General features: G+C 65.9%; 15 protein-coding genes and 1 tRNA gene. 10 read left to right on the forward strand and 6 right to left on the reverse strand.

Annotation, left to right across the window (positions count from 1 at the left end; all coding sequences use genetic code 11):
* Positions 1-32 precede the first annotated feature (32 nt).
* The 6 genes from E4S61_RS07460 (at position 33) to E4S61_RS07485 (ending at position 4,625) form a co-directional block, all read left to right on the forward strand.
* The gene (locus E4S61_RS07460) at positions 33-425 is read left to right on the forward strand and encodes a hypothetical protein (RefSeq protein ID WP_135303323.1); all 393 of its coding nucleotides are present in this window, start codon (positions 33-35) and stop codon (positions 423-425) included.
* 57 nt (positions 426-482) lie between these two features.
* Positions 483-1,901 (forward strand): dihydrolipoyl dehydrogenase, encoded by a 1,419-nt coding sequence (gene lpdA / locus E4S61_RS07465; protein WP_135303324.1) that lies wholly within the window; start codon positions 483-485, stop codon positions 1,899-1,901.
* Positions 1,902-1,982: 81 nt separating this feature from the next.
* Complete coding sequence (locus tag E4S61_RS07470; RefSeq protein WP_135303325.1) at positions 1,983-2,822, forward strand: aldo/keto reductase; 840 nt, start codon at positions 1,983-1,985, stop codon at positions 2,820-2,822.
* Positions 2,823-2,891: 69 nt separating this feature from the next.
* Positions 2,892-3,707, forward strand: coding sequence for a prephenate dehydratase (pheA, locus tag E4S61_RS07475; RefSeq protein WP_135303326.1), 816 nt, complete (start codon positions 2,892-2,894; stop codon positions 3,705-3,707).
* A 50-nt stretch (positions 3,708-3,757) separates the two neighbouring features.
* Positions 3,758-4,165 (forward strand): Hsp20/alpha crystallin family protein, encoded by a 408-nt coding sequence (locus tag E4S61_RS07480; RefSeq protein WP_135303327.1) that lies wholly within the window; start codon positions 3,758-3,760, stop codon positions 4,163-4,165.
* 1 nt (position 4,166) lies between these two features.
* Positions 4,167-4,625: a peroxiredoxin gene (locus tag E4S61_RS07485; RefSeq protein WP_135303328.1), complete on the forward strand. Its 459-nt coding sequence runs from the start codon at positions 4,167-4,169 to the stop codon at positions 4,623-4,625.
* Positions 4,626-4,660: 35 nt separating this feature from the next.
* Here E4S61_RS07485 and leuS read toward each other — a convergent pair whose 3' ends face one another.
* Positions 4,661-7,393 (reverse strand): leucine--tRNA ligase, encoded by a 2,733-nt coding sequence (gene leuS, locus E4S61_RS07490; RefSeq protein ID WP_135303329.1) that lies wholly within the window; start codon positions 7,391-7,393, stop codon positions 4,661-4,663.
* A 249-nt stretch (positions 7,394-7,642) separates the two neighbouring features.
* On the opposite strand from leuS, the gene E4S61_RS07495 reads away from it, so the two are divergent.
* Entirely contained in the window at positions 7,643-7,855 is a 213-nt protein-coding gene (locus E4S61_RS07495; RefSeq protein WP_209309462.1) for a DUF7535 family protein, read from the forward strand.
* Here E4S61_RS07495 and E4S61_RS07500 read toward each other — a convergent pair.
* The gene (locus E4S61_RS07500; RefSeq protein WP_135303331.1) at positions 7,852-8,847 is read right to left on the reverse strand and encodes an ornithine cyclodeaminase family protein; all 996 of its coding nucleotides are present in this window, start codon (positions 8,845-8,847) and stop codon (positions 7,852-7,854) included. The genes E4S61_RS07495 and E4S61_RS07500 overlap by 4 nt on opposite strands.
* 102 nt (positions 8,848-8,949) lie before the next feature.
* Here E4S61_RS07500 and E4S61_RS07505 point away from each other — a divergent pair, with 102 nt between their 5' ends.
* Positions 8,950-9,783: a hypothetical protein gene (locus E4S61_RS07505; protein WP_135303332.1), complete on the forward strand. Its 834-nt coding sequence runs from the start codon at positions 8,950-8,952 to the stop codon at positions 9,781-9,783.
* Positions 9,784-9,827: 44 nt separating this feature from the next.
* On the opposite strand, the gene E4S61_RS07510 is transcribed toward E4S61_RS07505, so the two are convergent.
* The 4 genes from E4S61_RS07510 to E4S61_RS07525 all read right to left on the reverse strand — a co-directional run bounded on the left by E4S61_RS07510 (position 9,828) and on the right by E4S61_RS07525 (position 14,736).
* Entirely contained in the window at positions 9,828-11,291 is a 1,464-nt protein-coding gene (locus tag E4S61_RS07510; RefSeq protein WP_135303333.1) for a PAS domain S-box protein, read from the reverse strand.
* A 286-nt stretch (positions 11,292-11,577) separates the two neighbouring features.
* Positions 11,578-13,245 carry a thermosome subunit beta gene (thsB, locus tag E4S61_RS07515; RefSeq protein WP_135304663.1) on the reverse strand — a complete coding sequence of 556 codons (1,668 nt, stop codon included), beginning with the start codon at positions 13,243-13,245 and terminating at the stop codon, positions 11,578-11,580.
* Positions 13,246-13,435: 190 nt separating this feature from the next.
* Complete coding sequence (locus tag E4S61_RS07520) at positions 13,436-13,825, reverse strand: DUF7383 domain-containing protein (RefSeq protein WP_135303334.1); 390 nt, start codon at positions 13,823-13,825, stop codon at positions 13,436-13,438.
* Positions 13,826-13,902: 77 nt separating this feature from the next.
* The gene (locus E4S61_RS07525) at positions 13,903-14,736 is read right to left on the reverse strand and encodes an NAD+ synthase (protein WP_135303335.1); all 834 of its coding nucleotides are present in this window, start codon (positions 14,734-14,736) and stop codon (positions 13,903-13,905) included.
* Positions 14,737-15,060: 324 nt separating this feature from the next.
* Here E4S61_RS07525 and E4S61_RS07530 point away from each other — a divergent pair.
* Together E4S61_RS07530 and E4S61_RS07535 are read left to right on the forward strand one after the other, a co-directional pair.
* Positions 15,061-15,131, forward strand: a tRNA-Gly gene (locus tag E4S61_RS07530).
* A 394-nt stretch (positions 15,132-15,525) separates the two neighbouring features.
* The gene (locus tag E4S61_RS07535) at positions 15,526-17,928 is read left to right on the forward strand and encodes a bacterio-opsin activator domain-containing protein (RefSeq protein ID WP_245180628.1); all 2,403 of its coding nucleotides are present in this window, start codon (positions 15,526-15,528) and stop codon (positions 17,926-17,928) included.
* The last annotated feature ends 56 nt before the right edge of the window (positions 17,929-17,984 follow it).

The raw sequence follows: 17,984 nt of genomic DNA on the forward strand, positions 1-17,984 counted from the left end.
ACATACACCCCGATTCTGCGAGTATCGGGACGATGCCCTCCACCAGAGATAGCTGGACGTGGTACGGTCTGGTCGTCCTGTTCGCGCTCTCGCCGCTGTGTGTCCTCCTCTCACGGCTCTCGCTTCGCGGGTTCGTGACGAGCAGTGGCGGGGAGGCGGTCACGCCGCTGACTGCGCTCGCCCTCTTCGCGCTGACGACGCTCGCCAGCTGGGCGAGCATCCTTTTTGGTCTCGGGCTCGCCATCGCGTTGTATCTCGACAGCCACCGTCTCGGCGGAACAGCCGCCGACTGGCAGCCGACGCGGCTGTACGCGCTGACCGGCCTCGTCCACGCCGCTGGGGCGCTAGTGTTCCCGTTCGCTCTGTCGGTGCCGGTCGTCGGCTACTATCTCGTCCGCCGACGGCGAACTCTGTCGGCTGCGTAGCCGGTTCGTCCCGACGCAGAGGGCGGTGTTTTTCACCCGGCCCGCCGAGAGGCCGCTATGGTCGTAGGAGACGTCACCACGGGCACGGAACTGTTGGTCATCGGCGGCGGGCCGGGCGGCTACGTCGCCGCCATCCGCGGCGCGCAACTCGGGTTGGACACCACACTGATCGAGCGGGACGCCTACGGGGGGACCTGTCTCAACCACGGCTGTATCCCCTCGAAGGCGCTCATCTCGGCGACGGACGTGGCCCACGACGCGGGGCAGGCCGAGGACATGGGCGTCTACGCCGACCCCGCCGTCGACATGAGCGCGATGAGCGAGTGGAAGGACGGCGTCGTCACCCGCCTGACGCGCGGCGTCGAGTCCCTGTGTAAGAGCGCGGGCGTCGAACTCATCGAGGGCACGGCGGAGTTCGTCGACGACGAGACGGTCCGGGTCGCCCACGGCGGCGAGGGACAAGGCTCTGAATCGGTCGCCTTCGAACACGCCGTCGTCGCCACCGGCAGCCGTCCCATCGAGGTGCCCGGCTTCGAGTTCGACAGCGACCGCATCCTCTCCTCGACGGACGCGCTCGCACTCGAAACGGTCCCCGACGACCTGCTGGTAGTCGGCGCGGGCTATATCGGGATGGAACTGTCGACGGTGTTCGCCAAGCTCGGCGCGGACGTGACCGTCGTGGAGATGCTCGACGACGTGTTGCCGGGCTACGAAGACGACGTGGCGGAGATCGTCCGCGAGCGCGCCGAGTCGCTGGGCATCGAGTTCGCCTTCGGCGAGGCGGCCCGCGACTGGACCGAGCTCGACGAGGGCATTCGCGTCAGCACCACCGACGAGAACGACGAGGTGACCGAGTACAACGCCGAGCAGTGTCTGGTCGCCGTCGGCCGCGAACCCGTCACCGACACGGTGGGGCTGGACGCCGTCGGCCTCGAACCCGACGACGACGGCTTCCTCTCGACGGACCAGCAGGCCCGCACGGACGTAGAGCACATCTTCGCCGTCGGCGACGTGGCTGGCGAACCGATGCTTGCTCACAAGGCGTCGGCCGAGGGCGAAGTCGCGGCGGAGGTCGCGGCGGGCGAACCCTCGGCGTTGGACCAGCAGGCGATTCCCGCGGCAGTGTTCACCGACCCCGAAATCGGCACCGTCGGGATGACCGAAGCCGAGGCCGAAGACGCCGGCTTCGACCCCGTCGTCGGCGAGATGCCGATGCGAGCGAGCGGGCGGGCGCTGACCCTCGACGAGAGCGAGGGGTTCGTCCGTATCGTCGCCGACGCCGACAGCGAGTTCCTGCTGGGCGCACAGATCGTCGGCCCCGAGGCCTCCGAACTAATCGCCGAACTCGGACTGGGCATCGAGATGGGCGCACGCCTCGAAGACGTGGCCGGCACCGTCCACACCCACCCGACGCTCTCCGAGGCGGTCCACGAGGCCGCGATGGCCGCCCGCGGTGAAGCGATTCACACGCGATAGCGGGCGCGCTCTGCTGTCGAAGCCACCGTTCGATTTCTCCCACCCAGCCCCATTTCAGGCTGGCCCGCCAACCCCGAGGCGATGGTCGAAAACCAGAGCGACACGTTCGATATCGGTGGCGACCTGACCGTCAACCGACTCGGCTATGGCGCGATGCGCATCACCGGCGAGGACATCATCGGCGCGCCGGACGACGAGGACGAGGCCCGAGACATCCTCCAGCGGGCCGTCGACCTCGGAGTGAACTTCGTCGACACCGCCGACTCCTACGGTCCCGGCGTCTCCGAGCGCCTCATCGGCGAGGCGCTCGATACGGAGTCCGACGACCTCGTTATCGCCACGAAGGGCGGCCTCCTACGCAACGCGGACACCGACTGGCTCCCCCACGGCGACCCGGACTACCTCCGCAACGCACAGTTGGCCTCGCGGGACCGCCTGCGGATGGACCCCATCGACCTCTATCAGTTCCACCGACCGGACCCGGACACGGATTTCGAGGACTCGATTCACGCGCTCGCCGAGATGAAAGACGAGGGCCTGATTCGCCACGTCGGCGTCTCGAACGTCTCCGTCGAGCAGTTGGACACCGCCCGCGATATCGTGGACATCGCAACGGTGCAAAACGAGTTCAACGTCGCCACCCGCGAGGACGACGATGTCCTCGAAGCCTGCGAGGACTACGGTATCGGCTTCATCCCGTGGTTTCCGCTCGCGGCGGGCGACCTAGACGACGTCGAGGGCATCGACGACATCGCCGACAACCACGACGCCTCGACTCACCAGATTGCCCTCGCGTGGCTCCTCCAGTACTCGGACGTGACCCTGCCGATTCCGGGCACGTCGAGCGTCGACCACCTAGAGCAGAACGTCGCCGCCAGCGGTATCGAACTGAACGACAACGAACTCGACCGCCTGACCTGAACAAAAGCGCGCCACTAACCCGGCGGTTCGACCGCGGCGCTTTTCATGGCGAGCGAACTACCGAACGGTATGACGACTATCACGCTGGGGCCCGCCGGGACCTACTCTCACCGGGCCGCACAAGCGGTCGACGACGGCGACATCGAGTTCGCCGAGTCGATGACCGCCATCGTCGAAGCCGTCGCCGAGGGGACGGCCGACTACGGCGTCGTTCCCGTCGAGAACAGCATCGAGGGGTCCGTGACGGAGTCGCTTGACGCCTTCGCCGAGTACGACGTCGCCGTCGTCAAGGAGATAATCACGCCAATCCGTCACGCGCTACTGGCGCAGGGAGATTCGTTCGACCTCGTCACCAGCCACGCGCAGGCGCTGGCCCAGTGCCGGGGCTGGCTGGACGACCACTACCCCGGCGTCGACGTGGAGGCCGTCGCCTCGACCGCTCGCGGCGTCGAACGCGCCCGCGAAGACCCGAGCGTCGCGGCCATCGGCCACCCCGAGAACGCCACGAACGGCACGGAGCTCAAAGTGTTGGCCGAGGACATCCAGGACCAGTCTTCGAACGCGACCCGCTTTCTGGCCGTCGCGCCGACCAGCGAGCGCTCCGAGGCCGGCGGGAAGTCCTCCTTCATCGTCTACCCGAACGCCGACTATCCCGGCCTCCTGCTCGAACTGCTGGAACCCTTTGCCGACCGCGACATCAACCTCACCCGCGTCGAGTCCCGGCCCAGCGGCGAGCGACTGGGCGACTACGTCTTCCACATCGACATCGCCGCCGGCCTCTACGAGGAGCGCACGCAGGCCGCCCTCGACGCCGTCGAAGAACTCGCGGAGAACGGCTGGGTGCGTCACCTCGGTTCCTACGACTCCGAGACGGTGCTGAACTGACCGGCGTAGTGACATGCGTCCTTAAGTTTCGGGCCGGCGTAGCGACACCTATGAGCGACCGTGACCCCTTTCAGGAGATAGAACGCGCGTTCGACGTACTGGGCGAGCAGTTCGGCGTCGACCTCGATACTGTCCCGACCGACATCGTCGACGCGGGGGATGCCTTCGTCGTCCGCGCCGACCTCCCTGGCTTCGACAGCGACGACCTGGACGTGCAACTGTCCGATGAGCGAAAGCTCACCATCAGTGCCGACCACAGCGAGTCCGCCCAATCGAGCGAAGGTCGGTTCGTCCAGCGTGAACGCCGCCGTCAGTCCATCAGCCGAACAGTCAGGCTCCCGGAAGCAGTGGACGAGGCGGGGACCAGCGCCAGTTACGACGAGGGCGTGCTGACCGTCCGCCTGCCGAAGGTCACCGCCGACGGCGACGAAGACGGTACGGACATCCCGGTGAACTGAGATGGTCCTCGAACCGGGGACGGCAGTGCCGGACGTCGTCGCCCAGAACCAGCGTGGTGACCGGGTCCGGCCCGACTTCTCGCGCCCGACGGTCGTCTACTTCTACCCGAAAGACGACACGGCGGGGTGTACGACCGAGGCCACGCAGTTCGACGACCGCTACGACGCCTACGAGAGTGCCGGCGTCACCGTCTACGGCGTCTCGACCGACGACGTGGACAGTCACCGCGACTTCGCCGAGGCCCACGACCTCGGTTTCGACCTGCTTGCTGACCCCGACGGCACCGTCGCCGAGGCGTTCGACGTGGACCTCGTGGACGGCCGAGCCCGCCGGACGACGTTTGTCGTCGCACAGGAGCAGGTCGTCGGCGTCTACGAGGGCGTCCGCCCCGACGGCCACGCGACCGACGTGTTACGCGACCTCGCCGAAGCTGGACTCATCGACGCCGTTGAACAGTAGCGCGGGCGGGAGAGGTCAGTAGAAAGGACGACCCGCTACGCTTCGATGTCGATTGCCGGGCGGCCCGGTTCGGCCTTCTTCGCCAGTGAGTCGTCGGCGGCCTCGGCCGAGCGGACGACCACGTCGGCGTCGAACTCACGTTCGATGAGCCACGCCGCCCGTTCGAGCGCCGCCAGTTCGCCCTCGGGCGAGAGCGTCTCGTCGTACTGGGCGCGGCCCGCGAGGTCCTTCGCGAAGTCTGCGGCGGCCTCGCCGTAGCGCTGGAGATCCTCGTTTTGCATCACCGCGGGGACGACGTTGTCCGCGTCGCGAGCGATGTCGACGACCCGGTGCTTCCACTCGGGCGCGACGGCGAGTGTGATTGTTGTCGGGTCCTCGATACCCACGGTATCGACGATGTCGCGGACGTCCTCGCGGGTGTTCTCGACCAGCCGACGCTCGATGTCGTAGTTCTCGGGCGCTTCGGCGCTCGGCCAGCCCGCCTCGGCCAGCAGGCCGTCGTGGCCCAGTCGCTCCCACATCTCCTCGCCGACGTGGGGCGCGACCGGCGCGAGCAGTTTCGCCGCGGCGATGATGCCTCGTTCGAGCACGTCGGCATCGGGCGTGGTCGCGTCCTGATAGCGACGGAGCAGGGAGACGAGTTCCCGCAGCGCCTGCAGCGCGTGGTTGAAGCGGAACTGCTCGTACTCCTCGGTGGCGCGAGCCGCTGTTGCGTCGATTTCGCGAGCGACGTAGTCGGCGATATCGGTTCCAGCATCGCCGGTTTCGATTTCGCCCGCCGCGAACTCCTCGGCCAGCGTGTAGACGTTCTGGAGGAAGGAGTGAGCCGACTGGACCTCCTCGGCGCTCCAGGCCAGTTCCTTCTCTGGCTGGGCGGCCTCCATAATGAACAGGCGGGCGGTGTCCGCGCCGTATTCCTCGATAATGCGCTGGGGGGAGACGCCGTTGCCGCGGCTCTTGGACATCTTGTGGCCGTCCTCGCCCAACACCATCCCCTGGTTCGTGAGGTTCGTGAAGGGTTCTCGGACTCCCTCCAGCATGTCGAGGTCGTTCACGACCTTCGTGAAGAAACGGGCATACAGCAGGTGCATCACGGCGTGTTCGATGCCGCCGACGTACTGGTCGACTGGCATCCAGTCGCTGGCCCGCTCGCTGTCGAAGGGGGCGTCTTCGAGGTCCGGCGAGGTGTACCGCAGGAAGTACCACGAGGAGTCGACGAACGTGTCCATCGTGTCCGTCTCCCGGACGGCGTCGCCGCCGCAGTCGGGACAGTCGACGTGCTTCCACTCCTCGGCGGCGTCCAGCGGATTCCCGGTCGTGTGGACAAACTCCGGCAGTTCGACAGGCAGGTCCTCGTCGGGGACCGGGACGTGGCCGCAGTCCTCACAGCGAATCATCGGAATGGGGGTCCCCCAGTAGCGCTGTCGGGAGATGCCCCAGTCCCGGAGGTTGTACTCGGTGCGGTTCTCGCCGTCGAACTCCTCGACGAAGGCGTCGCGGGCCTCCTCGCTGTGGAGGCCGTCGAACTCGCCGCTGTCGGCGAGGACGCCGTCACTTCGCTCCGCTCGTGACGAGCCCTCGACCGCCGAGAGGTCGAGGACGCCGTCTTCGGTGTAGGCTTCCTTTTGCACGTCGATTTCGTCGGCGTCCACCTCGGCTTCGGGACCGGGTTCGATAACCTGCTTGATGGGGACGCCGTGGGCCTCGGCGAACTCGTGGTCCCGGTCGTCGTGAGCGGGCACGGCGTACAGCGCGCCGGTCCCCACGTCGGTCAGCACGTAGTCGGCGACGTAGACTGGAATCTTCTCGCCCGTCGCGGGATTTTCGGCGTACTCGCCGGTGAACACGCCGGAAGTCACGTCGAGGTCGTCCTCGTCGGCCGCCTCGGCCATCTCGATGTACTCGGCGACTTCCTCGTTCTCCTCGGCTATCTCCTGGGCAACAGGGTGGCCCGGAGCCAGCGAGAAGTAGGTCGCGCCATAGATGGTGTCGAGTCGCGTCGTGAAGATGTCCACCTCGCCGTAGCCCGGAATCTCGAAGGCGACGCTCGCGCCCTCCTGTTTGCCGATCCAGTTGCGCTGCATCTCCCGGACGTTGTTCGGCCATCCGTCCAACTCGTCGAGTTCGGCCAGCAGTTCGTCGGCGTAGTCGGTGATGGTGAAGAACCACTGGTCCATCTCGCGGTGTTCGATGGGGGTGTCACACCGCCAGCACAGCTCTTCGTCGCCCTCGCCTTCGACCTGTTCGTCGGCCAGCACCGTCTCACAGGACGGACACCAGTTCAGTTCGGCGGCCTGCCGCTCCACGAGCCCTTCCTCGCGGAAGCGCTTGAACAGCCACTGGTTCCACCGGTAGTAGTCGGGGTCACACGTCGTAATCTCGCGCTCCCAGTCGTAGCCGAAACCCATCTCGGTCAACTGCGCCTTCATCGAGTCGATGCACTGCATCGTCCAGTCCCGTGGGTTGGTGTCTCGCTCCTCGGCGGCGTTCTCGGCGGGCAGGCCGAACGAGTCCCACCCCATCGGGTGCAGGACCGACTCGCCGCGCATCCGCTCGAAGCGAGCGAAGGCGTCCGTGATGGTGTAGTTCCGAACGTGGCCCATGTGGAGGCTGCCAGAGGTGTAGGGGAACATCGCCAGCACGTACTCGGGGTCCTCGGCGTCGTCGTCGATGCGGAACACGTCGGCGTCGTCCCACGCCGCCTGCCAGCGCGGTTCGACCTCGCTATGGTCGAACCCGCGCTCGCGTTCCTCGCCAGTCGTGGTCATGATACCGTGATTTCGGATACCGACGATGCTATACCTTTCCCTTCACCGGACCGCCGAGACGGTAGCTGGACCGAGCGGACACCTATCCGCCGCCCCACTCGGCGGCGGCTCGAACGCCGTGACGAACCGCTCGGTCACCTTCTCAACGATGGAGGGGAACCGCTGGACGCGCTGTCCGGTAGAGCCGAGCTACGGCGTCGAAACGAAGAACGGCCTAGCCTTATGCCGGGCCCAGACCTATCAGCGAGTATGGCAGACGACGCCGACGAGTCGAGCGACTCTATCCTTCCAGAACCGTTACGAACCGTCACGCCGCTCACCGGTCCCCACCCCGACGAGAGCATGAACCTCATCGGCTGGGGGATGTTTCTGGGTCTGCTGATCCTTTTGATGCCGCTGTTGCCGTTCATCCTCATCATCTGGCTTATCTCGAAGGTGACTGACGCGGTGACGCCCAGTTAGGTCGAATCCGTCCCGACCAGTGAGAACGGCGTGCCGTCGCCATCTCCGTTAGCGTGCTCGTAGGTAACGTGTGCGGCCGCAACGTCCTGAATCGCCAGCCCCGTCGAGTCGAAGAGGGTGATACCGTCGTCGGGTTCGCGCCCGGCCAGATCGCCGGCGACGATACTACCTAGTTCGCCGTGGAGGTCGTCGTCGGTCAAGACCCCCTCGCCCCACGGAACGTTGATCTCGCCGGAGTGGGTACACTGCTCGTAGTCGTCGATGACGAGTTTCGCGTCCAAAAGCGTCTGGTCGTCGTGTTCGTGTTTGCCGGCAGCGTCGGCTCCGATGGCGTTGACGTGCGTGCGTTCGCCGAGCCACGCTCTCTCGACGATAGGCGATTCGACTGGCGTTATCGTCGAGAGCACGTCGCAGGCGGCAGCGTCCTCGATCGTTCCGGGGCGTACGTCGAAGCGGTCGCCGAAACGCTCGACGAACGCCTGCTGTTTGGCCTCGTCGCGGTCGGCGACGACCACTTCTTCGATGTCGCGGACGGTAGCGATGGCCGCAAGTTGGGTGTAGGCCTGCGTGCCCGCGCCGACAAGGCCGAGCGAGCGAGCGCCCTCGATTGCGAGGTAGTCGGTGGCGACGGCGGCGGCCGCGCCCGTCCGGAGACGCGTGAGGACGGTGCCGTCCATCACCGCGAGCGGGAACGCGGTCTCGGGATCCGAATAGATGAGCGTGCCCAAGACGGTGGGAAGATCGTGGTCGGTCGGGTTGTCGGGGTGGACGTTGACCCACTTGATGGCGGCGGCGTCCCACTCGCCGGCGTTCACGTAGGCGGGCATCGACCGAAAGTCCCCGTTGTACTGCGGGAGGTCGATGTAGGATTTGGCGGGCATGATGGTGTCGCCGCGCGCGTCGGCCGCGAAGGCCGACTCGACAGCGTCGATGACAGCTGGCAGGTCGGCGTGTTCTGCCACGTCGTCGGGACCGAGCAGCAGCGTCTGCATGGCGAGAAATGACACGTCCCGGCACTTATACTTCGGCATACTTCTCACGAAGGTAGTATCATCCACCCGAGCAGTTATCCGCCGAGCTGCCCTCCTCGGGGTATGCGCAGGGTGGCCAGTGCCGTCTTGCTCGCCAGTTGTCTCGTCACCGCTGGCTGTGCGGGGCTCGTCGGATCGCCGGACGCCGCATCGGAGGCGCTGACGCCCGCTCCGGCTCCCGACGAGCCGCCGGCCAGCGTCGCGCCGGGACTCACGGATGCCGACGTCACCGATAGCGACGCGCTGACGCAGGCGCACGTCGCCCGACTGTCGAACGTCTCCTATACGCTCTGGCACACCCGTACCGTCCGAACCGGCGACGGGGACGTTCGTCTCCGACAGCGGACGACGTTTCGGACCAGCGCGAGCTACCGCGAGTACGTCGCCCGGCGCGTCGTCACGGGGACGAGCGTTCCGGCGACGGACAGACGGACCCGCTGGGTCGACGGGCGAGCAATCCAGCGGACGACAGTGAACGACACCACGCGGCGAGAGATCGTCGCCGACGGCCGCGGCATCGGCGCGCCACCGCTCCCGCCGCGCGAGGCGCTGTTCTTCGAACCGACCTACAACAGCCGTCTCGCGGCGCTGTTCGACGGCGCGAACGTAACGGGCGTGACCCCGGCCCGCGAGGAGGTGCGACAGACCTACGGCGCGCCCGTCTACCGCGTCAGCGCCTGCGGCGCGGCCGACCGCTCGAAGTTCCCCGTTGCCCCCGCCGAGCGAATCGGCAACGTCGGCTTCACCGCCGTCGTCGGACCCGAGGGGCTCGTCTACGACTACGGCGTCCAGTACACCGTCGTCCGCAACGGCACGACTCTGCGCGTCACCGAGTCGCTGCGATACGGCGAGGTTGGGACGACGACGCCGGAATTCAACAGTCGAGCGGAGAGGTGAGCGATCACGACACCGGCGCGATCGCCTCGTGACCGCCACCGAACCTACGCAGTCCCGTTCGTCACGTTCTCGAACTCGAAACGCGCGCCCCCGCTCTCGCTCTCCGTCACCGAGCACGTCCAACCGTATACGTCCGTCATCTGTTGGACGAACGCCAGCCCGAGGCCCATCCCGCCCTGCCCACTCGCAGTGGTGTACCCCGACTGGAATATCTTCTTTCGAGTGCTCTCCGAGATGCCGATACCGTCGTCGGCCACGTAGAACCCGGTCGGGAGTTCACCGACGGTGACGGTGACGTCGCTCCCCCCGTGTTCGACGGCGTTTTCGAACAGGTTCCGGAAGAGGTGTCTAGTGTACGTCTCGTCGACCGCCGCTGCGAAGTCGATCCCCAGTTCGAGGGTGGCGTCGGGCGCGTCTACCTCCTCCCATGCGTCCCGTACGACTGTCGCAAGTTGGACCCGTCCCGAGGAGGGGACCACGTCCCGCTCACCCGTGATGACCAGCATGATGTCGATGATGTTCTCGATGCGGTCGAAGGCGTCAGCCACGTATCTGACCGCCTCCGGGTTCGATTCGGTCGGAAGTTGCACGCTGTAAATCTGTCCGATGTTGACCGGGTTGCGGAGCTCGTGGGCCAACATCCCGGCGAAACTATCCAAGCGCTCGTTCTGGTCTTCGAGTCGACGCTCGCGCTCGTTGCGCTCGGTCACGTCACGGACAACGACGACTTTGTCCGACGCGCTGTCGGCCCGTGACGGAAGCGGCGCGACGGTCATCTCTGTGTCGATCGTCTCGCCGGATGCGGTCGAAATCTGTGACTCGTAGGTTTTCGATTTGCCGCCCCCCGACCCGACATCGCGTTCGACCGCCTGTCGTATCCCCTCAACATCCGTCCTCTCAGCGGCGACGAGCGCCGTGTCCGCACCGACGAGCGTCTCGCGGTCGTAGCCGACCAGTTGCGTGTAGGCGTCGTTGACCAGCGTGAACCGGTCATCGGCGTCGACGACAAAGATGCCGTCGTTGACCGTCTCGACGATAGTCTTGTACCGTTCGAGTTCCCGACTGTAGCGCTCGGCTTCGCGCTGTTGCTCCTCGGCATCCAGCGCGCGGGTCCTCGCTTTCGCGTCCTGATAGCCGATGCCGAGCCCGGCGACGCTGCCGAGCGACGACAGGATAGAGATGCCGGCGACCGGGTTGTCGAGCGTTCCGAGGAGGGCCGCCAGGAGGAGAACGGCCGTCATCACCCCGATACCGCGAACGCACCATCCAGCGATGACCTCGTACAGTTCCGGGCGGACATTCGTCTTCGGGATTCGATAGCTACTGTAGAGGAGAACGAGCCCGCTGGCGCCGAGCAAGAGGGATGCAAGCGAGATATCGCCGACCGTTCGTCCCCCAGAAATCAGCGTGACTGGGAGGACGGCGGCGAGAACGAGATATCCGCCGCCGAGCGCGGAGATGAGTCGCCGTCCACCGACCCGTGAGAGCAACTGTGAGAGGAGTTGCATCGTTCGTTACGAGATAACGGGGGGTAATCACCTTTTTGGGCCGGTGCTGCTCGAAGACAGGCGTTCAGCCTACTATGATCTCGAAAACCGGGCCACACGGGGTGAGAGAGTGTGGGAGAAAGCAAAACGTCGATTCGTCCGGGCTGTTCGAAGAGAGAGTGATGGCCGCTCGCATTTTCGAGAGTCGCGCGTTGCGCGGCCCCGCTTTTAGCGGCCTCTCCCTGCTCGCGGGTCACTGCGTTCCCCGCTCGCTAGTCGAGGGCCCTCACTTCGTTCGGCCCCTCGCTTACATCATGCCGCCCATGCCGCCGCCCATACCGCCCATGCCGCCGGGCGCGCCGCCGGGGCCGCCGGGGCCACCCTCGCCCCCGTCACCGGAGGTCGAGAGGTCGCCGGCAGCGATGATGTCGTCGATTTTGAGCACGAGGTTCGCGGCCTCGGCGGCCGAGGAGACGGCCTGCGTCTTGGCGTGGGCCGGCTCGACGACGCCCGTTTCGAGCGTGTCCTCGACGTCGCCCGTGAAGACGTTCAGGCCGGCGCTGACCTCGCCGTCCTCGTGGGCGGCGCGCAGGTCGACCAGCGTGTCGATGCTGTCCAGTCCGGCGTTCTCCGCGAGCGTGCGCGGGATGATTTCGAGCGCGTCGGCGAAGGCCTCGACGGCCAGCTGTTCGCGGCCCTCGACGCCGTCGGCGTAGTCGCGCAGGCGGGAAGCGACCTCGACTTCGGGTGCGCCGCCGCCGCCCAGCACCGAGCCGTTGGCGACGGTGGAGGCGACGACGTCCAGCGCGTCAGTGACGCCGCGTTCGAGTTCGTCCACGACGTGGTCGGTCGAGCCGCGAAGGAGCAGCGTGACGCCGTGGGCGTCCTCACCGGTGCCCTCGACGTAGAACAGGCCCTCGCCCTCGTCGCGGGTGACCGAGCCGTGGCCGAGGTCGTCTTCGCTGGCCGAGTCGAGGTCCGAGACGACGTTCGCACCGAGGACCTCTTTGAGGAACTCGATGTCGGACTTCTTCGAGCGCTTGACCGCGAGGATGCCCTTCTCGGCGAGGTAGTGCTGGGCCATGTCGTCGATGTTCTTCTGACAGAACAGGACGTTCGCGCCCGTCGCTTCGACCTTGTCGACGAGGTCCTTGAGCTGCTGTTCCTCCTGGTCGAGGAAGTTCTGCAGCTGGCTCGGGTCGTCGACCGAGAGCTGGGCGTCGACTTCTGTCTCTTCGAGCTCGATGGCCGTGTCCATCAGGAGGACGTTCGCGTCCTCGACTTCGGTCGCCATCTCCTCGTGGACAGGGTCCTTGTCGATGACCGCGCCTTCGAGCAGTTCGGAGTTGCCCGCGGAGCTGCCGGTCTGGGTCTCGATGTTGAGGTATTCGAGGTCCGCGATGACCGAGCCGTCGTCGGCCTCGACGGTGACGGCGTTGACCGCGTCGACGATGATCTGGGCGAGGAGGTCCTTGTTGAGTTCCGCGCCCTTGCCGGTCATCGACGTCTCGGCGACACTCTTCAGCAGTTCCTCGTCGCTCGGGTCCACCTCGGTGGCGATGTCGTTGATCTCCTGTTTCGCCTCCTTGGCGGCCATGTCGAACCCTTTGATGATGGCCGTCGGGTGGATGTCCTGCTCTAAGAGGTCCTCTGCGTTCTTCAGGAGTTCGCCGGCGATGGCGACGGCGGAGGTGGTGCCGTCACCGGCCTCGTCCTCCTGCGTTTCGGCGACCTCGACGATCATCGAGGCCGTCGGATTGTCGATGTCCATCTCCGTGAGGATGGTGACGCCGTCGTTCGTGACGGTCACGTCACCCATCGAGGAGACGAGCATCTTGTCCATTCCCTTCGGGCCGAGTGTCGAACGTACGGACTCGGCGACCGCGCGAGCGGCCGAGATGTTGTGTTCCTGTGCGGACTTGTCCTTCATCCGCTGGGCGTCCTCGCCGAGAATTATCATCGGCTGGCCCTGCATCTGACGCTGGCTCATAGTCAAGCGAGAGATTGTATGTGGTTCTATATAAAAGTATGGGTTAGCAGCGAGCGGTGGGGATGAATCGACGCCGCCGATGGTCGGAAAAACCCCGACACTGCGACCGTATCCCGTCGTTCCCATGCCAATCTCTCACACAGTCGTAGCGGCGGCATTCCGGTGTTTTAAATACTCACTCGACCGGCTCCTTCCAGTGGACGATGGCCGTGCCGACGACAAAGGCGTCGTCGGTGTCCACGTCGCGACGGAACTGCAGGGTGTTCTCGCCGAGGCGGATCTGGTCCGTGCCGATGGTGTCCATCCAGTAGTTCCACCCTTCGCCCGGTGCGATGTCGAAGCCGCTCAGTGACTCGCCGTTCAGCCGTATCTCGTGGCCGAACTCGCTCACGTCGTACACCTGCATCTCCACGTAGGGCTCGTGCGGCGAATCAGTGGGCACCTCGAACGTCACCCGGTCGGTGCTGTCGCCCGAGAAGTCGGCCCACGGCACGTCCAACGAGTCTTCCGATGGGCCGAGATGCTGGAGAAACGCACAGCGTGCGTAGTTAGCGCGATGTGACATACCGACCGTTCGCACGGAATTGGTATAAAAACCGCCCCGCTTCGGGAGACGGGTCGGTAGAGTGGGGCCAGTCCCGGTCAGTACAACGGCGTCGGTCCCGGCGGCATCGCACGCTTGTGGGCGCTGCCCTCGTACATCTCGCGTACCTGTTCGACCGCGGATTCGGGAACGCCGATGTGGTTGGCGGTGGCGGCCTTCGGTACCCCACCGTCGATGTGCAGAGCAAGAATCGAGTCCAGCGTGTCGTAGTCCATTCCCATCTCCTCGGCGTCGGTCTGTCCGCTCCACATCTCCGCGCTGGGCGTCTTCTCGACGAGGTCGTCGGGGACGCCGACGTGGTCGGCAAGCTGACGGACCTGCTGTTTGTACAGCGGCGCGATGGGATGGCAGTCGACCGCGCCATCGCCGTACTTCGTGTAGTAGCCCACCAGCGCCTCGCTGCGGTTGCCCGTTCCCAACACGAGCGCGTCTTCGTGGTTCGCTACAAGATAGTTCAACAGCGCCCGACAGCGCACGCGGAGGTTGCCGACTGCCATCTGATCGCCAGCGGCCTCGGGATACGTATCGAGAACAGTATCGACGAGTGGGTTTATCTCGATGACGTCGTACTCGATTCCCAACAGCTCGTCGGCGATGCGCTCGGCGTCACTCATGTTGTCGTCGCGGTTGACCTCGCTCGGCATCACGAGACCGTGGAGCGCGTCGGCTCCGAGCGCCTCGACCGCGAGGTGGCTGGTCAGCGTGCTATCGATACCGCCCGAGAGGCCGATGACCGCTCGGTCGATCCCCGCGGCGTCGAGTTGTGCCTCGACGAACTCGGTGATGTGCTCGTGGTGCGCTTCGAGTTCCGCCTCCGAGAAGGTCAGGTCGAGCGGATTGTCGGCCCGCACGACGGTGTCGGCTTCAGCCATACAGAGGTGTCGCACGGACGGAACTAATACCCACGCCTCGACGCGACATTTTCCAACGTTCGTCTACCGCCCGACGGAAACGCTACGTTCAAGTGCGACGGTCGTGGTAGGTGATGATACGACGTGCGCCGGTGTTGAACGATTCCTTCGGAATCGTGATGCATGGCGCACAAACGAGCGAAAGTGAGTGCCGTGCGCCGGTGGTGAGCGGTTCCTTCGGAACCGCGAGCCGCGAGCCGCGGGGCGCGAGCGAACGAAGTAAGCGTAGCGCGCCGGTGTTGAGCAGTTCCGCAGGAACTGCGATGCTCGGCGCGAGTGAAACGAGCGCCGGTGGTCCAGTGGTAGGACATTGGCTTCCCAAGCCAATAGCCCGGGTTCAATTCCCGGCCGGCGCACTCCCTGCGGTCGTTTGCCGCCCGATGTTCGCGAACGCTTCGCGTTCGCTCACTCCCGGCCGGCGCATTTTGCTGCGAGCAAACCGCAAGCAGCGATCGGGTCCCTCTCTGCGGAACACGTTTGGACACATGAACCTCCTTAAACTCGATTATACGGAGAGTTTATGCGAGTGAAAGACACACATGATGCGTAGACCCATGTCCGACTGTGACAACTGCGAATCCGAGGGCGTACACGTCTGGCGACACCGCCGACCCACGGAGACGATGACCCACCGAACCGACGAGTGGCTCTGTGCAACGTGTCATCCGGAGATGCCGAGTGTTTTGCGGAAAGAAAGCGCCTGAGCCAGCGACCCCGAATATTCTTGTGCGGACGGGCTAACGGACAGCCATGAAGAGCGGGGTCGCCGTCCTCGTCTGTGGCGACGACGAGGCTCTCGTGACGGAGACGGCACGAGCGCTGGAGCGAGTGGGGGACGGCTTCGAGGCATGCACTGCGGCGAGCGACGCCACGGCGAGTTCCGTCAGTGCCGTAGACTGCGTCGTTAGCATGCACTCCGAGACGCCGCCGCTGGTCGAGACGCTACGGCAGGACCGCCCTTCGCTGCCGGTCGTCGCGTTCGGCGACTGGGACGCCGGCGTCGTCTCCGAACTGCTCGAAGACGGCGTGGCGGAGTACGTACGGCGGGGGACCGACGAACAGTACGTCGTCCTCGCCCACCGCATCGAGCGCGCGGTCACCGCCGACAGCGGCGTATTGTCTGTCGCCCACGACGGGTTCGAGCGGTACGCGGAGGTCATCGAGGCGCTCGACGACGGCGTCTACGCCCTCGACGACACGGGCGCGTTCGTCTTCGTCAACGAGGCGATGGCGGAACTGACCGGCTACGCCGTCGAGGACCTGCTCGGGGAGCATACGAGCGTCATCAAGGACCACGAGGCGGTCACGCTCGCCGAGTCGAAGCTCCGTACCCTCCTCTCGGCCGAGGCGCCAGACGACATCGGGACGACGTTCGAACTACAACTTCGGCGGGCCGACGGGGAAACCGTCCCCTGCGAAGACCACATGACGGTGCTGTACGGTCCCGACGGCGAGTTCCGCGGGACGGCAGGGGTCATCCGCGACATCACCGAGCGAAAGCGTCGCGAGGAGATGCTCTCGACGCTCCAGGAGACCTCGCGGTCGCTCATGCAGGCCCCCAGCCGCGAACAGGTCGCCGAAATCGTCGCCAACGCGGCCAAGCGTGTCCTGGGGATCGACCTCGCCATCGTTCGCCTCTACGACGCCGACGAGCGAGTGTTGCGGCCGACCGCGACCACAGAGGAGACAACCGACCGTCTCGGTGAGCGGCCCGTCTACAACTTAGACGAAGGGCAGGCGGGACGGGTGTTCGCCTCCGGCGAGGCTGCGATGTACGGCGAGACTCATCAACTCGACGACGGGACGACCATTCAGTCGGGAATCTACTACCCCGTCGGTGTCCACGGCACGCTGAGCGTGCTCTCCGAGGAGCCCGACGCCTTCGACGACGTCGACCGACAGGTGGTCGCGCTGCTGGCGACGAACGCCGCCGCTGCCTGCAATCGAGCCAAGCGCGAACAGGAGGTCAGAGAGACCCGCGAGCGCATCGCGACCATCCTCGAACGCATCAACGGCCTCATCGAGAACACCGTCGAAGTGCTGGTCGAGGCGACTACGAGAGAGACCGTCGAAGCCGGCGTCTGTGCGGAACTGGCCGCGACCGAACCCTACACCTTCGCGTGGATCGGCCGCCCGGCGGTCCGCGGCGACGAACTGGTCGCGAGCGAGTGGGGCGGCGACGCGCCGATAGCGATGGAGGGACTCTCAGTCCCGATGGACGGCGACGCGCCGGGGGCCCGCGCGCTGGCCGACCATACAACGGAAGTCGTCGACGACCTCTCCGGTGACGACGAGTGGAGCGAACGCGCTCGGGAGGCGGATATCGCCTCGATGATGGCGATTCCCCTGTCGTACACGGACTCGACCTACGGCGTGCTGTACGTCTGTTCGGACCAGCCGGACGCCTTTGACGACCGCGAGCAGGTCGTCCTCGAAGCGCTGGGTCGCGCGGTCGCCAACGCCATCAACGCCATCGAGAGCGGAAAGATCCTGTCGGCCGATAAGGTGGTCGAACTGGAGTTTACCGTCGACGACCGGAACCTCCTTCTGAGCCGCGTCTCGGCCGCGACCGGCACGACGCTCTCCTCGGTCGACGCCGTCACACAGGACGACGGGTCGCTACGGCTCTATCTCACTACCGAGGACGGCGATAGCGACGAGGTCCTCACCGCGCTGGTCGACGACGACGCAGTGGTCGAGGCGACCCGCGTGGCCGAATACGAGGGGAACGCGCTGTTCGACGTCGTCGTCGAGACCTCGCTGCTGGCGACGCTCGTCGATCACGGTGCGGTCCCGAAGGCCGTCGGCGGCGAGAACGGCGTCGCCCGCTACACAATCGAACTGCCCTACGAGGCCGACACCCGCGAGGTGTTCTCGCTGGTCGAGGACAACTACGACGGCACGGACCTCGCAGGGTATCACGAACACGAACGACCCGTCCAGACCCAACAGGAGTTCCGCGCGTCGCTGGCCGACCGGTTCACCGACCGACAGGAGACCGCACTGCGAACGGCCTTCTTCGGCGGCTTCTTCGAATGGCCCCGCGAAGTCGACGGCGACGAACTCGCCGGCGCGATGGACATCTCCCGCCCGACGTATCACCAACATCTCCGGGCCGCTCAGCAGAAGGTGTTCGAGGAGTTGTTCGAGTAGCGAGGGGCGACGACCGAACGACAGTGAGAGAGTCGCCCCTCAACGGAACGGGGAGC

Source organism: Haloarcula amylovorans (assembly GCF_004681185.1).
GTDB classification, from domain to species: Archaea; Halobacteriota; Halobacteria; order Halobacteriales; family Haloarculaceae; genus Haloarcula; species Haloarcula amylovorans.